Origin of the sequence: Leptolyngbya sp. ST-U4 (genome assembly GCF_039962215.1) — a bacterium.
In the GTDB taxonomy this organism is placed as follows: Bacteria; Cyanobacteriota; Cyanobacteriia; order Elainellales; family Elainellaceae; genus Leptolyngbya_A.
Map to the genome: position 1 here is coordinate 118,609 of NZ_JAMPKZ010000003.1, position 15,157 is coordinate 133,765.

Sequence of the window (15,157 nt, forward strand, 5' to 3'; positions counted from 1 at the left end):
CTGTCCAATCGATCGCATTCCGCATTCACTCGACCCTCGCAACTATGAAAGCACTCGTCACAGGCGCAAACGGATTTACTGGCTCTCATCTGGTTCAGGCATTGATCGATCGCGGCTTTGAAGTCGTTGCCTTGGTGCGAAAAACCAGCAATCTATGGCGTCTGGCGAAGCTGCCCGTACAGTATGCCTATGGCGATATTACCGATCGCCCTGCCCTAGAAGCCGCAATGCAGGGAGTTCAATGGGTGTTTCACACCGCTGCCTATGTGGAACTTGGTGTGGTAGACGCAGAGGCAATGGAGCGCATCAACGTCGAGGGAACTCGCGCCGTTCTCGAAACGGCTCAGGCTGCGCATGTTGAAAAGATGGTCTATTGCAGCACGATCGGCGTGTATGGCGATACGCAGGGGCGATCGATCGACGAAACCTTTCAGCGGCAGCAGCAGGGCTTTTCCTCGGCATACGATCGCACCAAATATCTTGCACAGCAGCTTGTCGATCAGGCGGCAGCAAACGGTTTTCCAGTCGTGAGCGTCATGCCTTCCGGGATTTTTGGTGCGGACGATCCCCATTTTGGTCCTGTCCTGAAGACGTTTCGGCAGGGCAAGCTGAAAGTCTGGGCAGGGGGCGATCGCATTACGGGGATCGTTCACGTTGATGACTTAGTGAGTGCGATGTTGCTGGCGGCGGAAAAAGCCCCTTCCGGTTCGCACTACATTATCTCTGCCGGAGAGCTTTCCACCCGCGAAATGTTTGATTTTGTCAGTCAGGAAACCGGGGTGCCTGCTCCGCGTGAAGTGCCCCAGCCAATCGTCCGTCTTGCCGGAACTTTGCTTGACCCGATCGGGCAACTCTTCTCCTGGCAACCTCCGATCAGCCGTGAGCGAGTTCACTACATTTACGATCGCTGTGTGCGGGTCGATGCAAGTAAGGCACAGCGGGAACTAGGTTGGCAGCCGCGATCGGTAGAGGAAACGCTGAGAGATTGCTTGAAGGGTTAGAATTCCAGGAATTCAGAACGGCAATGGATGAAGGTGAGCCTGGCTAGGGAGGTGAAAGTCATCCCATAATTGCAACGCCAGAACCCGCCCCTGCACCTCAGATGTAAACTATCGCATCAGGTGAACTGCCAGACCGGGCTGGTTGTTGCACTGTGACCCTCGCCCAAAATGCCATCCTCTAACGACCCAATGCGATCGGCAACGTCAATAATGCGCGGATCGTGCGTTACCATGACCACCGTTCGATTCGCTTCTTTTGCCAGTTTACGAAGCAGGGTGATGACTGCATAACCGCTTTGAGAATCAAGGGAAGCCGTCGGTTCATCGGCAAAAATAAATTGCGGATTGCCTGCCAGAGCACGGGCGATTGCCACGCGCTGTTTCTGACCACCGGATAAGTCACGCGGCAGGTTTCTGGCTCGGTCTGCCAAACCTACCTGGTCAAGCAGCAGACTGGCTTCCTGGCGAGCGTGCCGTCCTTTAATGCCTTTGAAGTTGAGGGCAACCTCAATGTTTTCTAGCGCAGTCAGAGCCGGGAAGAGGTTAAATTCCTGAAAGATAAAGCCGATGTGCTTCAGCCGGAAGTTGGCAAGCTGCGATCGGCTCAGACGAGTCAAGTCTGTTCCTAGCAGAGATACATTCCCCTCCGTTGGCTTGAGGATACCGCCCAGAATCGAGAGGAGCGTCGTTTTACCAGAGCCAGACGGTCCCATCAAAAGCTGAATCTCACCGGGGTAAATGTCGAGATTGATTTGCTTTAGCGCGTGATAGGACTGTGAGCCGTTTTTAAAGACCATCTCCACATCGCGCACGACGATCGCCTTTCCTCCTGCCCGACGAGTCTCCAGACTGCTATCACCAATTGGCGGCAATCCTTTTGATGATTCCGTAGCATTGACTTCAAAATTAACGCGAGTCGCTGTCATCTTCACTGTAAGCGTTGAGTGGGTGGGCGGTGGATGGAATGGGCAGCACTGAACAGACAGAAAGAAAGCCCGAACAACGAAGCCCGACAGACAGGGTGTGGAGGAGGAACAGAAATTAAACTGGGATCACGGAGCGCTTTGGGATAGCTTCACGGGAATTGATTGCAAATTCGGACAGCATTTTCAAAATGATATGGATTGCCTTTATTAATTGCCTTTAATGAGGAACTGCTTCGCATCATAGAAACAGCCTTAAGCCTTCAAAGATGCATAACCCGCATACAAATGCCCTGAACAATAAGAACGGGAACGAAAAGAGTTATCGGTTGTGATTCTTGATCGTTATTCATATCTTTTAACATCTGTCCTCGCTATCACACCCTGCCTTAAGTAGATTTACGATTTAAACACGATCGCTGGATCAACGCGGGTCACTTTTTGAATGGCGAACAGTGCAGATCCCACACACATTAAAACGGTGATGCCAAAGATGCCTGCGGCAGTGAGCGGCGTAATCAAAATTGCAATGCCCTGAGTAGCGTACGTCCAGGTTCCCAGTCCCCAACAAAGTGCCAGACTGGGGAAATATCCCAGAACTGCCATCCAGAGAGACTGCTGAATAATAATGCTGTAAATGACGCGATCGGCAACGCCCATTGCTTTTAGCGTGGCGAATTCTTTGATGTGGTCTGAAACCGACGAATAGAGAATCTGTCCGACGATCACCATGCCGACAATTACGCCCACCGTTGCCCCCAAGCCCAGGATAAAGCCCACTCCGGTTCGCCTAATCCAGTAGCTGCGAGTGCGAGTTGCCATCTCAGCACGGGTGTAGGCGCGGGTGTTCGGAAGCGTGTTCTCCAGGCGTTGCTTGAGCTGGTCTAGATTTTGTCCAGCCTCGGCACGGACCAGAATATAGCTGATGGGATCATTGGCTGCTAGGGGACTCGGTTTAACCGTGCCATTCCCTGGCGATGACTCATAAACGTTCCTGCAAAGAAACTGTCCGTTATTCATACGACAGTCTAGATTCGCAGTTCGGTTCCCGGTTACGTAAGCTTTTGCATTTTCGATCGAGGTGAATAGAAAGGCACTGGACGCGATCGACTGGGAATCACGGGTAATGCCTGCGACTTTAACGGGTAAGGAACCAAGCGTCGCCGTATCACCCACCTGCCGGACATCCAGACTGTCTAGCCTGCTGCGATCGATAATCACCTGATAAGGCTGCACATCTTTGAGGTCACCAGACAGCATCTCGAAATCGCTAAAGAGCTGCCCGTTTGGGTCGAAGCCGAAAATCCGAACCGAGCTAATGTCACCTTGTGGACTGCGCCAGATGCCGCCTCCTAGTGCGAGGGCTTCTGCCCGATCAACCCCCTTCACCTGCTGAGCCTGAGGCAACAGACTGGCAGGGATCGGCAGGGTCAATTCCTGCTCAACCATGTCCTGATTGGCAACCCAAATATCGGCGGTAGAGCGATCGATCAGCAGCCCAACTGAGCGAATAAATCCGCTCAAAACGCCAACCTGAATTGCCACCAGACTCACCGCAAACATAATCCCAGCTTGCGCAACCAGAAAGCGGGGAATATCTTCAAATAAATTACGGCGAGCGATCGAAGCCATATTAATAAGGAGTATGTCAATAGCTAGGCTAGATGGTTCTAAACGGTATCCTCCTAGTGTCAAACAGTTACTAGGAAAAGACATCATCTTTTCGGAGTCACCCGATCGAATGAGAGATCGCCGAAAAGGAGGTAAACAAAGGAATTAAGCTCCAATATGAAGCTTACTAACAGACTCTACTGTGTTCAAGACAGCAAACTTGCTGACCTTGTGCCACTGACTCGCCAAATTCTTTACGCTGCTGAACTGTCTACTGCCCATCGTTTAAGCAATTGTTTCAGCCCGATTAGCGGGTCAGGCAACGAAGAATACCCAGAAGGGTTTGCGATCGAGGTGTCAGCAGGGTGCGGCGATAGGCATCTGCGGCTTTTTTAATTCCTTCTGCCTGAGTCGGATAGGGATGAATGACGCTGGAGAGCTTGCTCAGCCCCACCTTTCCCACGATCGCCGTCGTGATTTCGCTAATCATTTCTCCGGCGTGTTTTGCCACAATTGTCGCTCCCAAAATCCGATCCGTACCGGGTTGGTAATGGATTTTGACAAAGCCCTCGGTTTCGCTGTCGGTAATGGCACGATCGATTTTTTCAAGGGGAATGACAATGGTTTTAATTGCGATCCCTTGCTGTTGGGCTTCCTGAGTGGATAAGCCAACTCGCGCTACTTCTGGATCGGTGTACGTCACCCAGGGCATGACTAAATCGCTCAGCTTCGATCGCCCAATTCCAAACGGAGTGAATAACGCATTCTTGATCACAATCCGGGCGGCGGCATCAGCAGCATGAGTAAATTTCCAGTTCATGCAAATGTCCCCCGCTGCATAGATTTTGGGGTTGGTTGTTTGCAGATAGTCGTTAGTTTGGATACCCTGCTGCAAGTCATACTCTACGCCGATCGCCTCTAGATTTAGCTCCTCCACGTTTGGCGCACGTCCTGCCCCGACCAAGATTTCGTCCACCGTGACCGAAGCTTCCCTGCCCTCACTGCGGTAGGTAATGACCTTGCCTGCTGCCGTTCGCTCCACCCGTAGCACTTCACCTTCTAGGACAAGCTGAATTCCTTCCTGTCGAAAAACCTGCTGCACGATCTCGGCAGCATCCGGGTCTTCTCGCGTCAACACCTGCGCTCCCCGCTCTAGCAGCACCACTTCTGAGCCAAACCGTCGAAATGCCTGCGCTAGTTCACAGCCGATCGGACCTCCACCAACCACTGCCAATCGATCTGGGCGATCGGTCAGGCTGAAAACCGTTTCATTGGTTAAGTAGCCCGTTGTTTCCAGCCCGGGAATATTGGGGGCTGCGGCTCTTGCGCCCGTGGTGATGACCGCTTTCTGAAAGCGAAGAATTTCCCCTGCTACCCGGATCGATCGTCTATCTACAAACTTCGCCTCGCCCAAAAACACATCCACGCCAAGCGACTGAAAGCGATGTGCAGAATCGTTAGGGCTAATTTGCGATCGAATGCGCCGCACCCGCTCCATCACTGCTGCAAAATCGACCGAGGGTTCGTCTACCCCAATTCCGTAACCTGATGCTTTTTTGAGATCTGCAATGACACGGGACGATCGCAGTAAACTTTTCGAGGGCACACAGCCCACATTCAAACAGTCCCCGCCCATTAGATGCCGTTCAATTAGGGCAATCTTCAACCCCAACCCTAATCCGGCAGCTCCGGCAGCTATGACCAGTCCAGCTGTTCCCGCACCAATTACGACCAGATCATAGCAAGCCTGCGGGGTTGGATTTTTCCAGTTCAGTGGATGCACCTGAGCCACCAGAGCTTGATTGTAGTTGTCGTTGGGGAGAATCAACGGTTCAAAGGGTTGAGCGGCAGTCATGGAATTTTCTGAATGATTCGCTCTATCTATTGTGAGATAGACCTCTGTGGGACGGACATTTTTAGATCCAGGCAGGCAAGGACACCCATCCCAAATCCATTTCCATCCCACAATTCATTTAAGTTACAGCGTTTTTCACTCCTGTAAGGTACGGGGGGTGTGGGGGCTTCGCCCCCACGCAGGGGCACAGCCCCTGCACCCCATTTTTTGTACTTCAATAGCCTGAACAAGGCTGTAAGTCACGATCCTAAGCCGTCGCTGCTGCCAGATTTTGCGCCACGAAGTCCCAGTTGACCAGATTTTCAACAAACGCCTTCTCGTAGTCGGGACGGCGATTCTGGTAATCCAGATAGTAGGCGTGTTCCCAGACATCCATTGTGAGCAGAGGAGTTTGACCCATCGCCAGCGGAGTCACTCCATCCGGGGTTTTGGTGATTTTGAGCGTACCGTTCTCCAGCACCAGCCATGCCCAGCCGCTACCAAACTGAGTGGTTCCAGCCGTAACGAACTGTTCTTTGAACGCATCATAGCTGCCAAAGTCAGCGTTGATTTTGTCCAGCAGTGCCCCGGTCGGAGTGCCGCCGCCATTGGGTTTCATGCAGTTCCAGTAAAACGTATGGTTCCAGGCTTGAGCTGCGTTGTTGAACAGCCCGCTCTGGCTTTTTGCTGCATCACCGTTGAAGGATGTTTTGATCACCTCTTCGATCGGCTTATCTGCCATGCCTTGCTCGGCTGCCATTTTGTTGTAGTTAGTGACGTAGGCAGCATGGTGTTTGTCATGGTGAAACTCCAGCGTACCGGAGGAGATATGAGGTTCTAGAGCCTTGTAATCATAAGGAAGGGGAGCTAGTTCGTAAGCCATCGTGTTCGTCCTCTCGTAAAATTGTTAAGTTCTATGGACTGAAACGTAAGAAAAGGGAATCAAAGGGAGTCGGTGTTTGCTGATCAAAAGCAGTTTCCCCTCGGGGGAATCGCCTCGCCCTTAACACCCAATCAGCCTAAATCTGTGCTGCATAAAATTCTCTTTTGCAGCAAGAAACAAACTATCGAAAGCATTTTATATCAAAAACTAGAGAATATTAGTATCCTGCCGCCCCCGTCGTTGTTTCTCAGTGACCTAAAAGCAAAATTAGAAGCAAAATCGTTCCCTCTACTTCCCTTACCTCCCTACTTACGATTCTCCCAAAAACACCCAAGCGAATCCGCCGAAAATGCGGCTATCATGTTGCATGGGCTACCGATACAGGTCAATATGGGCAGACAACGTTCGATCCTCGCATTTATCTTCGTGCTGGCAATCGCCGCGATCGTCGTACTAATAAAAGTGCCGCTCCAGCTTGGACTGGATTTGCAGGGCGGTTCGCAAATTACGCTTCAGGTCAGAACCACCGAAGCCGTCCCGCAGATTACGCCTGAAAAGCTGGACGGCGTAAAGCGCGTCGTCGAAAACCGAATTAACGGTTTGGGCGTTTCCGAAGCCGTAGTGCAAACGGTGGGTGAAAACCAGCTTCTCGTTCAGCTTCCGGGCGTGAGCGATCCGGCTCAGGCAGAGCGGGTTCTGGGTGGAACGGCGCAGCTTGACTTCCGGCGTCAGCGATCCGGAACCGAGGCCCAGTTGAGCGTAGAATATCAGGTCTTGCGGGGCTTGCTTCAGGAACAGGTTGCTCTGAGCCAGGGCAACGACCAGGAAGCGATTCAGAAGAATAAAGAAGCGATCGATCGCAGCAGTAAAGCGATCGCAGAACTATTTGATAAAACTGATTTCACAGGCGACAGTCTCAGAAATGCCTATCCGCAGCCGCTCGGGCAGGGAAGCAATACTTGGGAAGTGGTGCTAGTGTTTAACGATAAGGGAGCGGAGCAGTTTGCCCAGCTTACAAAAGATGTGGCAGGAACCGGACGCAGCTTGGGAATTTTCCTGGATCAGCGGCTTCTGAGTGCGCCGGTCGTGGATGCACGTTATGCCGAAACCGGAATTACAGGCGGTACTGCCAGCATTAGTGGCAACTTTACGACTCAATCTGCCAACGATCTGGCAGTTCAGCTTCGCGGCGGTGCGTTGCCCGTTCCGGTGGAAGTTGTGGAAAACCGCACTGTGGGCGCAACCCTGGGGCAGGACAGCATTCAGCGCAGCATTTATGCCGGAGTTGCCGGGCTGCTGCTGGTGCTAATTTTTATGGTGATTTATTACCGTCTGCCTGGATTAATCGCCGATATTGCCCTGGTACTCTATGCCCTGTTTACGATGGCAATTTTTGACCTGCTCGGCGTGACCCTCACCCTGCCAGGAATTGCCGGATTCATTCTCAGCATCGGTATGGCGGTAGACGCAAACGTGCTGATTTTTGAGCGAACGCGGGAAGAGCTAAAAGCAGGCAAAACGCTGTACCGATCGGTCGAATCCGGCTTTTATCGCGCTTTTTCCAGCATTCTCGACAGTAACGTGACCACGCTGATTGCCTGTGCTGCCCTATTCTGGTTGGGAGCTGGACTGGTGCGCGGTTTTGCGCTGACGCTGGCTCTGGGCGTAGGCGTGAGTATGTTTACGGCACTCACCTGTAGCCGGACGCTGCTGCTGCTGGCACTGAGTCTGCCCAGTCTGCGGAATCGGAACTGGTACTGTCCGAACCTCTCTGCTTCTCCTTCTCTTCAAGCCGAAAAAACGTCATGACACTGAAAGTCATTCAACAGCGATCGATCTGGTGGGCAATCTCTGGAGTCGTCATTCTAGCGGGTTTGATTGCCATGCTGATTTCCTGGCAGCAAATCGGTGCGCCACTGCGTCCCAGTCTCGACTTTGTGGGCGGAACTCGGCTGCAGCTTGAGCGTGATTGCGCTCAGCCCAATAACTGTACAGAGCCGATCGATCCGGCAATTGTGCGTCAGGTGTTAGAGTCGCAAAATCTGGCAAGCAGCAGCATTCAGATCGTGGGGCAGGATCAGCAAGCCGTGTCGCTGCGAACTTCTTTCCTCAGTCCTGATCAACGTTCCCAGCTTCAAGATGCGCTATCTAAAGAACTCGGCGCATTTGATCCCCAAAAAACTCAGATTGACACCGTAGGGCCAACGATCGGACGGCAGTTGTTTACCTCTGGTTTGCTGGCGTTGGTGCTGTCGTTTGTTGGGATCATGGTTTATGTGGGCTTTCGCTTTCAGCCGGACTTTGCGGTGTTTGCGATCGTCGCCCTGTTTCACGATGTGCTGATTACAGTTGGTGTTTTTGCCATTTTGGGACTGACGCTGGGCATTGAGGTAGACAGCCTGTTTATCGTGGCACTGCTGACGATCGTGGGCTTTTCGGTTAACGATACCGTGGTCATTTACGATCGAATTCGAGAGACAACTCAGATTGACGGCGATCGTTCGATTAATGAGATTGTGGATGATGCCGTGAATCAAACCCTGGCGCGATCAATTAACACAACGCTGACGGCACTGCTGCCTTTGACGGCAATCTTCTTCCTGGGCGGCGATACGCTGAAGTATTTCGCGCTGGCTCTGATTATTGGTTTCCTTGCCGGCGCCTATTCCAGCATTTTCATTGCCAGTACAATGCTTGCTTGGTGGCGGGTGCGAAGTGAAAGAACCGTTCCAGCCACGCCGATCGAAGGGAACTAATGCGTCATGCCCAAAAAACCGATCGCAACCGAACAACGGGTCATCCTGCAAGATGTAAACTGGGCGCAATATGAGCAGCTCTTAAAAGAACTCGGCAAAGAGCGACAAACACGGCTCACCTACTGTCGGGGCAAGCTAGAAATGATGACCCCAATCGACGCACACGAGCGATGCAGTAAGCTGATCGAGTCGCTGCTGCTGGTGCTGACAGAAGAAAAACAAATTCCCTTGACGACGATCGCGCCTGTGCTGCTGAAGCACCCGGAATACGGCTATGCAACCGAAACCGATACGGGCTACTACCTTCAAACCAACGCGCTTCAGAAACGCAAGCCCGCGATTGTGCTTCCTGATGAACCACCGCCTGATGTGCTGGTCGAAGTCTCTCTAACCAAAAGCGCGATCGAAAAACTGCCGCTCTATGCCACGTTAGGGATTACCGAAGTTTGGCGATACCTGACAACCGCAGGCGATGATGTTCTCAAGGGCAAACTCCACATTTATCATCTGCACGATTCAGACTACGTTGAGCAGTCTCACAGCCTTCACTTTCCCTTCCTTCCCGCCGATCGCATTCAGCAATTTCTAGAGCAAAGCGACTCGATGAGTTTGGCAGCTGCACTGCGCGTTTTGCGATCGTGGGTGCAGGAGCTTTCTGATTGAGGCTTTTCTACTCTGGGGGAGAGGCTTCATAATCAAAATAAATATGCGAAAACTACTTTTTACAGACAAAGAAACGCTCAAAGTGCGGGCGATCTTTCTGGGCGAAAGCCTGGAACTTAAAGCACTAGAAACCACCGATTACCTCGGTAAGCTGCCACTAGTCGTTCCGGCGGGTGAGCAGGGTTGTGCCGTCTTCTTTCGCTACGGTGCCATTACCCTGTTTGGGTTGAGTCCAGTCGAGGAGGCTTCCTTCTTAAATAACCTGACGCCGTTTGTCACCCAGCCTTTTTCTAAGCCAGAAACTGAGGAAGCCGTGCTACAGCTCGATGTAGTGAACGGTGGGCGTGTCGAAAATGGCGTGATCTGGGTGCAGGATTTCAGCATTGAGCGACTGCAAATTGTGGCGGAAGTGCTGGCAAAAAGTGTTGTGTTAGCGCACTATGAGTCGGGAACCGCCCGCATTTTCGACCAGCTCGAACCCCTGGCAGATGGGCTTCAGCGCACTACCAAAGACGAACGCTGGGGTAAAGAACTGCTGCGGCAATTAGGCAGAACGCTCTCAATTCAGCACAGAATGGTGGGACGGGTCGAAATTACCGATAAGCCCGACTTGCTCTGGGATGCGCCCGACCTGGAAAGAATGTATCTCCGTCTTGAAGATGAATACGAGATTCGCGAACGCCATCAGGCACTTGAACGCAAGCTCAACCTGATTACCCAAACTGCAGAAACCGTGCTGGATCTGCTTCAGCATAATACGGGCTTACGGGTAGAGTGGTATGTGGTCGTTCTGATTGTGGTTGAGGTGCTGCTGTCGGTCTATGACGTGTTGATTCAGTAGCGATCGCCCCAGCCTAGCTCCAGTCGTCGCGCTGAGAGCCACGGCCGCGATAGACCTGCGCCACTTGATGAATCTGGCGTGTCCGGGTAAACAGCTCTTCCTCGGTCATCGACCACTGCTCTAGAGCACGCTCGAGATCTGCCTGAATATCCCTTGCTCCCGGAAACCCGTTGTACCGAATTCGCAGCCGCGCCAGTTCTGCTAGATTGTAATCCGTTGGCTCAGCGTCCAGTAGGGAATTGACGATCGCCCGATCGCTACTCCAGAGCGGATGCTGCTGGTCTTTCTGCCCTGTGTTCTTTTGAGATGCGTCTGCCATCGTTTGCTGCGGAATATTGAGGTGAAAATTGCCCCTCAAATCTTACCGAATTTCCTGCTGGAACGCCTAGCTCTGAGCAAATTGCTCCTGCAGAAAATCGACCAGCAACCGAACTTTGGTAGACAAATGACGATTAACGGGATAAAGCACCGAGATCGAAAGCTCAGGCGCGTGATAGTTGGGCAATATCTGCTTCAGCGTTCCCTGCTCTAACTCCTGCGACACGATAAACGTCGGTAGTAGGGTAATGCCCAGCCCGCGAATGCCGCATCTCTCAGGACTTCTCCATTGTTAGAACACAGTGCCCCGCGCACCGTCATGGTTTGTTCTCCGTTTGGTCCAACAAGCGTCCACTGATTTTCGATCGCCAATTGCCCGTAATGCAAGCAGGAATGATGGCGTAGATCATCGGGACACTGGGGAATACCATGTGCTTCCAGGTAGGCTGGGGCAGCACAGAGAACTCGTTCAGCGAAAGTGAGCCGATGCGCGATCAGACTTGCGCTGTCCTGGAGTTCTGCAATTCGCACGGTGATATCAAAACCTTCTTCGATCGGATCAACAAAGCGATCGCTCAGGGTGAGCTGCACCTGAAGGTCGGGATATTGCGCCAGAAAGTTTGCCAGGGCAGGCGCGAGGTGCATCGTGCCGAAGGACATGGGAGCATTCACGCGCAGTCGTCCCTTGGGTTCTGCTTGAAGCTGGGTAATCGATCGCTCGGCTTCCTCTAGACTCGCCAGAATTTCTACAGAGCGTTCGTAAAAGGCGAGCCCGGTTTCGGTGGGAGTGACAACGCGCGTACTGCGATGCAAAAGCTGCACGCCCAATTCGTTTTCCAGGGCAATGACGAGCTTGTTGACCGCCGATCGCGACAGTCCCATTTCTCTAGCTGCCGCTGCAAAACCACCTGAGTTCACGACTTGGGTAAAGGCACGCAGGCTATCAAACTTATCCATGCTGACATTGTAGAGTAAATGGATGCAGTGCGTTTATAAAATGATGTATTGTCTTTTGTTTGGATTCAGTTCATAATCATAGTATGCCGAAAAGGAAAGGACGATCAAAACCACGATTTGCGATATCCTTTTCCACGCATTCCAGAAGACCCATTCTAGGAGACGTGACCTATCACAGGAGATTAAACAAATGATTACCCTTCGACCTGCCGAAGCTAGAGGTGCCGCGAATTTTGGTTGGCTTGATAGCCGCCATACTTTCTCTTTTGGCGAATACTTTGACCCCAATCACACGAGCTTTGCAAACCTGCGTGTGATCAACGAAGACAAAGTTGCTCCCGGTCAGGGGTTTGCCACCCACGGACACCGCGATATGGAAATCATTTCCTATGTTCTTGAAGGCGCATTAGAACATAAAGACAGCATTGGTACAGGATCGGTGATTCGTCCCGGAGATGTGCAGCGGATGTCTGCGGGAACAGGCATTTTGCACAGCGAATATAACGCTTCTAAGACTGAGCCAGTTCACTTTTTGCAAATCTGGATTTTGCCAGAGCGTAAGAGTATTGCACCCGGCTACGAACAGAAAACCTTTACCACTGCGGAAAAGCAGGGTCAGTTGCGTTTGGTTGGTTCGCAGGATGGTCGAAATGGCTCGATTACGATTCACCAGGATGTTGACTTGTATGCTGCCACGCTACACGAAGGCGATGAAGTTAACCATCAATTTGAGAATGGACGAGTTGCCTGGTTACAAGTGGCGCGAGGAACGGTTGAGTTAAACGGTCAGCAATTGGCTGCGGGCGACGGTGCAGCGATCGCAGATGAACCCTTGATTATGCTGCGAGGAACGACCCCGAATGCAGAAGTGCTGATGTTTGATATGGCAGCGTAGATGATTGCTGCGGCAATTCAAGACAAGGTTCGTTCAAGACAGGGTTTATTCAAGACAAGCTTCACACTGGGAGCCGACGCATCATGAGAATGCTTGAAAAGTAGGATGCTTGAAAATTCATTTTGAGCGCAGGCACTCGATCCGCGACAGTCCAATCAGAATGAGGGCAAGTAACCCCACCATGAGGAAAGGCGTGAGGAAAGTGCCTAATCCTGCCAGCCCTGCACAAGCGATCGCGGCGATTCCACGTAGCACAATGATGCGCCGGGAAAGCGAGCGTGGAGTCGCCCACTGAACTGCCGTCAAACTCAGCAAATATAACGCCACTCCGCCACCCAAAATCACAGAGAGCGCAGGAGATAGCCCTTCCGCTGCCGCTGCTGCCTCGATCGCCGCTTGAATTCCCACCCCGATCGCCACAATACCCATGAACAAAAAAACATGGCTATAGCCATACACATACGAACGCATCAACGCCCGGCGATCGCCCCGCAAAGCTGAGTGAATAACAGAGTCATCGGCTCGCTCAAAGTACATCCACCACAGACTCACGGCGGCAATAAATCCAGCGATCGCCGTCAACACTTCGTACCACCGCCACTGAAGGTCGGCAACTCCGGTGGCAACTGCAATAATCGCTTCCCCCAGGACAATGATCACGAATAGTCCAAACCGTTCATCCATGTGCGAGACCTGCTGGGGCACAGAACGAATCGTTGCATAGGTAATAGGTCCTGTCATGATTTCAATCAGCAGCGCAATACCCCAGAGCAAAAAGCGAATCGGCGGAGGAAGGACGATCGACACCAGCCACAGCAACAGCGCAACCGAAAAGCTGAGCGTGTACCGCTTTGTTAATTCTCGTGATTGAGGCACCAACCGCCACGCCTGGAAATATAAGCCAACAATGACCAGACGTAGTGCTGTATAAACGCTGGCAAATTGGGCTGATCCCTCAACCTGTAATGCCTCTGACAGTGTTAACGCCAGCACAATCATGCCAAACATAATGCCCAGCATAATCAGGCGATAAAAGCCTTGCTCGACATTAAATTGGTCGGCATAGTAGCTGAAGTCAATCCATAGCCACCAGACCGGGATAAACAGGATCGCAAAGCTGGCAATGCCGCCCCAATCGAGATGGTCATGAAGCAGATGGGCAAGTTCTGCGATCGCCACGACAAATACGAGGTCAAAAAAGAGTTCTAGCCAGGTCGCATGACGTTCTCGATTGCCTTTATGGTCTCCAGCGTAAAGTTGCAGTAATTGCCGTGGAATTGGGTTCATTTGCCTAAGTTCATCTTGCTTAGATTTTGCCTGGATTTTGCTTGAGCTGTATCTAAACTTTTGCCTAAACTGTACCTTCCCCCAGTTCGCTAATTGAGGAGAACATCGCCTCCTCATTTTAAAGTCGCCAAATTAGGGGGCACTATAGAACATTTAACGCTTTCCAAACAGCCTCTTAGGATAGAAGAACAGCTTGGGATAGCCGATCGCTTGAAACCATTTTGGAAATCAGTAGAATCAGGATAGCCCTGAGCCAAAGGCAAAGCTATGACCCAAGCTCGATCGCTTGATTTTCAGTTTCCCGAAGGAGGCATCGCACTTGTCACGGGAGCCAATCGGGGCATTGGACTGGAAGTTGTTCGTCAGCTTGCTCAGCAGGGGATGACAGTGATTCTCGGTTCTCGTGACCCGCAAAAAGGCAAAACGGCAGCCGCAAGATTGAGCGATGAAGGATTACAAGTGCTGCCGCGCCAGCTTGATGTCACAAATTCTGGCACTATTGCTCAGCTTGCGGCTCAGGTCGACCAGGAGTTTGGAAAGATAGACGTGCTGGTGAACAACGCAGGCATTCTGTATGATACCTGGCAGCAGCCCAGCACCGCTGACCTTGATACGGTGCAGGAGGCATTCAACACCAACACGCTCGGACCCTGGCGGATGTGCAGTGCCTTTGTGCCCCTGCTTCGTCGTAGCCAGCACGGTCGCATTGTCAATGTTTCCAGCGAAGCCGGGTCGATCGCCAGTATGGGCAAGAGCACCCCTGCTTATAGCGTCTCGAAAGCGGCACTCAACGCCTTGACTCGTACCCTAGCAGCAGAACTAAAGGATGCTGGCATTTTGGTAAATGCAATTTGTCCGGGCTGGGTGGCGACAGACATGGGAGGTTCAGGCGGACGACCCGTGACAGATGGGGCAGCCAGTGTAGTGTGGGCGGTGATGTTGCCGAATGACGGACCCACAGGCGGCTTTTTTCGAGATGGTAAGCCTTTGCCGTGGTAGGAATCAAACGAAACTCGCTCTTCCGGCGCAACCCCCCAGAATTGACCCCTTTAGGGGACTACCTAACGATGTCACCCTGAACCCTTCATTCCCCGGCGTTGCTGAATCGAAGTATGAAGACATAACTTGAGAGCCTGCATCGCCCCCTAAATCCCCCAATTCTGGGGGACTTTGAGGATCAGTTCCCCC

The 15,157-nt window shown here is 52.1% G+C and carries 13 protein-coding genes and 1 pseudogene; 7 read left to right on the forward strand and 7 right to left on the reverse strand.

Features of this window, described 5'->3' with window-relative positions:
* Nucleotides 1-44 precede the first annotated feature (44 nt).
* The gene (locus tag NDA02_RS07940; RefSeq protein WP_190790841.1) at nucleotides 45-1,001 is read left to right on the forward strand and encodes an NAD-dependent epimerase/dehydratase family protein; all 957 of its coding nucleotides are present in this window, start codon (nucleotides 45-47) and stop codon (nucleotides 999-1,001) included.
* A 116-nt stretch (nucleotides 1,002-1,117) separates the two neighbouring features.
* On the opposite strand, the gene NDA02_RS07945 is transcribed toward NDA02_RS07940, so the two are convergent.
* The 4 genes from NDA02_RS07945 to NDA02_RS07960 all read right to left on the reverse strand — a co-directional run bounded on the left by NDA02_RS07945 (nucleotide 1,118) and on the right by NDA02_RS07960 (nucleotide 6,252).
* Nucleotides 1,118-1,798, reverse strand: coding sequence for an ABC transporter ATP-binding protein (locus tag NDA02_RS07945; RefSeq protein WP_347277837.1), 681 nt, complete (start codon nucleotides 1,796-1,798; stop codon nucleotides 1,118-1,120).
* A gap of 525 nt (nucleotides 1,799-2,323) precedes the next feature.
* Nucleotides 2,324-3,556: an ABC transporter permease gene (locus NDA02_RS07950; protein ID WP_190790843.1), complete on the reverse strand. Its 1,233-nt coding sequence runs from the start codon at nucleotides 3,554-3,556 to the stop codon at nucleotides 2,324-2,326.
* 286 nt (nucleotides 3,557-3,842) lie between these two features.
* The gene (locus NDA02_RS07955; RefSeq protein ID WP_190790844.1) at nucleotides 3,843-5,390 is read right to left on the reverse strand and encodes a mercuric reductase; all 1,548 of its coding nucleotides are present in this window, start codon (nucleotides 5,388-5,390) and stop codon (nucleotides 3,843-3,845) included.
* 247 nt (nucleotides 5,391-5,637) lie between these two features.
* Nucleotides 5,638-6,252, reverse strand: a complete 615-nt coding sequence (locus NDA02_RS07960; RefSeq protein ID WP_348247455.1) for a superoxide dismutase — start codon at nucleotides 6,250-6,252, stop codon at nucleotides 5,638-5,640.
* A 390-nt stretch (nucleotides 6,253-6,642) separates the two neighbouring features.
* Here NDA02_RS07960 and secD point away from each other — a divergent pair, with 390 nt between their 5' ends.
* Genes secD through NDA02_RS07980 form a run of 4 tightly spaced genes read left to right on the forward strand, consistent with a single transcriptional unit; the run spans nucleotide 6,643 to nucleotide 10,512 of the window.
* Nucleotides 6,643-8,061, forward strand: coding sequence for a protein translocase subunit SecD (gene secD, locus NDA02_RS07965; RefSeq protein ID WP_190792386.1), 1,419 nt, complete (start codon nucleotides 6,643-6,645; stop codon nucleotides 8,059-8,061).
* A complete protein-coding gene (gene secF, locus NDA02_RS07970; RefSeq protein ID WP_190792385.1) occupies nucleotides 8,058-9,008 on the forward strand; it encodes a protein translocase subunit SecF in 951 nt (316 codons plus the stop codon). Before secD ends, secF begins: the two co-directional genes overlap by 4 nt.
* A gap of 6 nt (nucleotides 9,009-9,014) precedes the next feature.
* Nucleotides 9,015-9,671 (forward strand): Uma2 family endonuclease, encoded by a 657-nt coding sequence (locus NDA02_RS07975; RefSeq protein ID WP_190792384.1) that lies wholly within the window; start codon nucleotides 9,015-9,017, stop codon nucleotides 9,669-9,671.
* A 43-nt stretch (nucleotides 9,672-9,714) separates the two neighbouring features.
* On the forward strand, nucleotides 9,715-10,512 hold the full coding sequence (locus NDA02_RS07980) for an RMD1 family protein (RefSeq protein ID WP_348247451.1): 798 nt from the start codon (nucleotides 9,715-9,717) through the stop codon (nucleotides 10,510-10,512).
* A 13-nt stretch (nucleotides 10,513-10,525) separates the two neighbouring features.
* Here the strand turns inward: NDA02_RS07980 and NDA02_RS07985 are convergent, their stop codons facing one another.
* Together NDA02_RS07985 and NDA02_RS07990 are read right to left on the reverse strand one after the other, a co-directional pair.
* On the reverse strand, nucleotides 10,526-10,831 hold the full coding sequence (locus NDA02_RS07985; protein WP_190789960.1) for a DUF3288 family protein: 306 nt from the start codon (nucleotides 10,829-10,831) through the stop codon (nucleotides 10,526-10,528).
* Nucleotides 10,832-10,897: 66 nt separating this feature from the next.
* Nucleotides 10,898-11,787: pseudogene (locus tag NDA02_RS07990) on the reverse strand (LysR family transcriptional regulator).
* Nucleotides 11,788-11,977: 190 nt separating this feature from the next.
* Between NDA02_RS07990 and NDA02_RS07995 the strand changes: the two are divergent.
* Nucleotides 11,978-12,682 carry a pirin family protein gene (locus NDA02_RS07995; RefSeq protein ID WP_190789961.1) on the forward strand — a complete coding sequence of 235 codons (705 nt, stop codon included), beginning with the start codon at nucleotides 11,978-11,980 and terminating at the stop codon, nucleotides 12,680-12,682.
* Between the two features lie 117 nt (nucleotides 12,683-12,799).
* Here the strand turns inward: NDA02_RS07995 and NDA02_RS08000 are convergent, their stop codons facing one another.
* Complete coding sequence (locus NDA02_RS08000) at nucleotides 12,800-13,969, reverse strand: low temperature requirement protein A (protein WP_348254750.1); 1,170 nt, start codon at nucleotides 13,967-13,969, stop codon at nucleotides 12,800-12,802.
* Between the two features lie 267 nt (nucleotides 13,970-14,236).
* On the opposite strand from NDA02_RS08000, the gene NDA02_RS08005 reads away from it, so the two are divergent.
* Nucleotides 14,237-14,968 carry an SDR family oxidoreductase gene (locus tag NDA02_RS08005; protein ID WP_190789963.1) on the forward strand — a complete coding sequence of 244 codons (732 nt, stop codon included), beginning with the start codon at nucleotides 14,237-14,239 and terminating at the stop codon, nucleotides 14,966-14,968.
* Nucleotides 14,969-15,157 lie beyond the last annotated feature (189 nt).

Coding starts and splice junctions, on each gene's coding strand:
- NDA02_RS07945 (WP_347277837.1), bottom strand. CDS start 1,798: ATGGTCTTTAAAAACGGCTCACAGTCCTATCACGCGCTAAAGCAAATC.
- NDA02_RS07960 (WP_348247455.1), bottom strand. CDS start 6,252: ATGGCTTACGAACTAGCTCCCCTTCCTTATGATTACAAGGCTCTAGAA.
- NDA02_RS07940 (WP_190790841.1), top strand. CDS start 45: ATGAAAGCACTCGTCACAGGCGCAAACGGATTTACTGGCTCTCATCTG.
- NDA02_RS07980 (WP_348247451.1), top strand. CDS start 9,715: ATGCGAAAACTACTTTTTACAGACAAAGAAACGCTCAAAGTGCGGGCG.
- NDA02_RS07950 (WP_190790843.1), bottom strand. CDS start 3,556: ATGGCTTCGATCGCTCGCCGTAATTTATTTGAAGATATTCCCCGCTTT.
- NDA02_RS07975 (WP_190792384.1), top strand. CDS start 9,015: ATGCCCAAAAAACCGATCGCAACCGAACAACGGGTCATCCTGCAAGAT.
- NDA02_RS07985 (WP_190789960.1), bottom strand. CDS start 10,831: ATGGCAGACGCATCTCAAAAGAACACAGGGCAGAAAGACCAGCAGCAT.
- secF (WP_190792385.1), top strand. CDS start 8,058: ATGACACTGAAAGTCATTCAACAGCGATCGATCTGGTGGGCAATCTCT.
- NDA02_RS07955 (WP_190790844.1), bottom strand. CDS start 5,390: ATGACTGCCGCTCAACCCTTTGAACCGTTGATTCTCCCCAACGACAAC.
- NDA02_RS08005 (WP_190789963.1), top strand. CDS start 14,237: ATGACCCAAGCTCGATCGCTTGATTTTCAGTTTCCCGAAGGAGGCATC.
- NDA02_RS08000 (WP_348254750.1), bottom strand. CDS start 13,969: ATGAACCCAATTCCACGGCAATTACTGCAACTTTACGCTGGAGACCAT.
- secD (WP_190792386.1), top strand. CDS start 6,643: ATGGGCAGACAACGTTCGATCCTCGCATTTATCTTCGTGCTGGCAATC.
- NDA02_RS07995 (WP_190789961.1), top strand. CDS start 11,978: ATGATTACCCTTCGACCTGCCGAAGCTAGAGGTGCCGCGAATTTTGGT.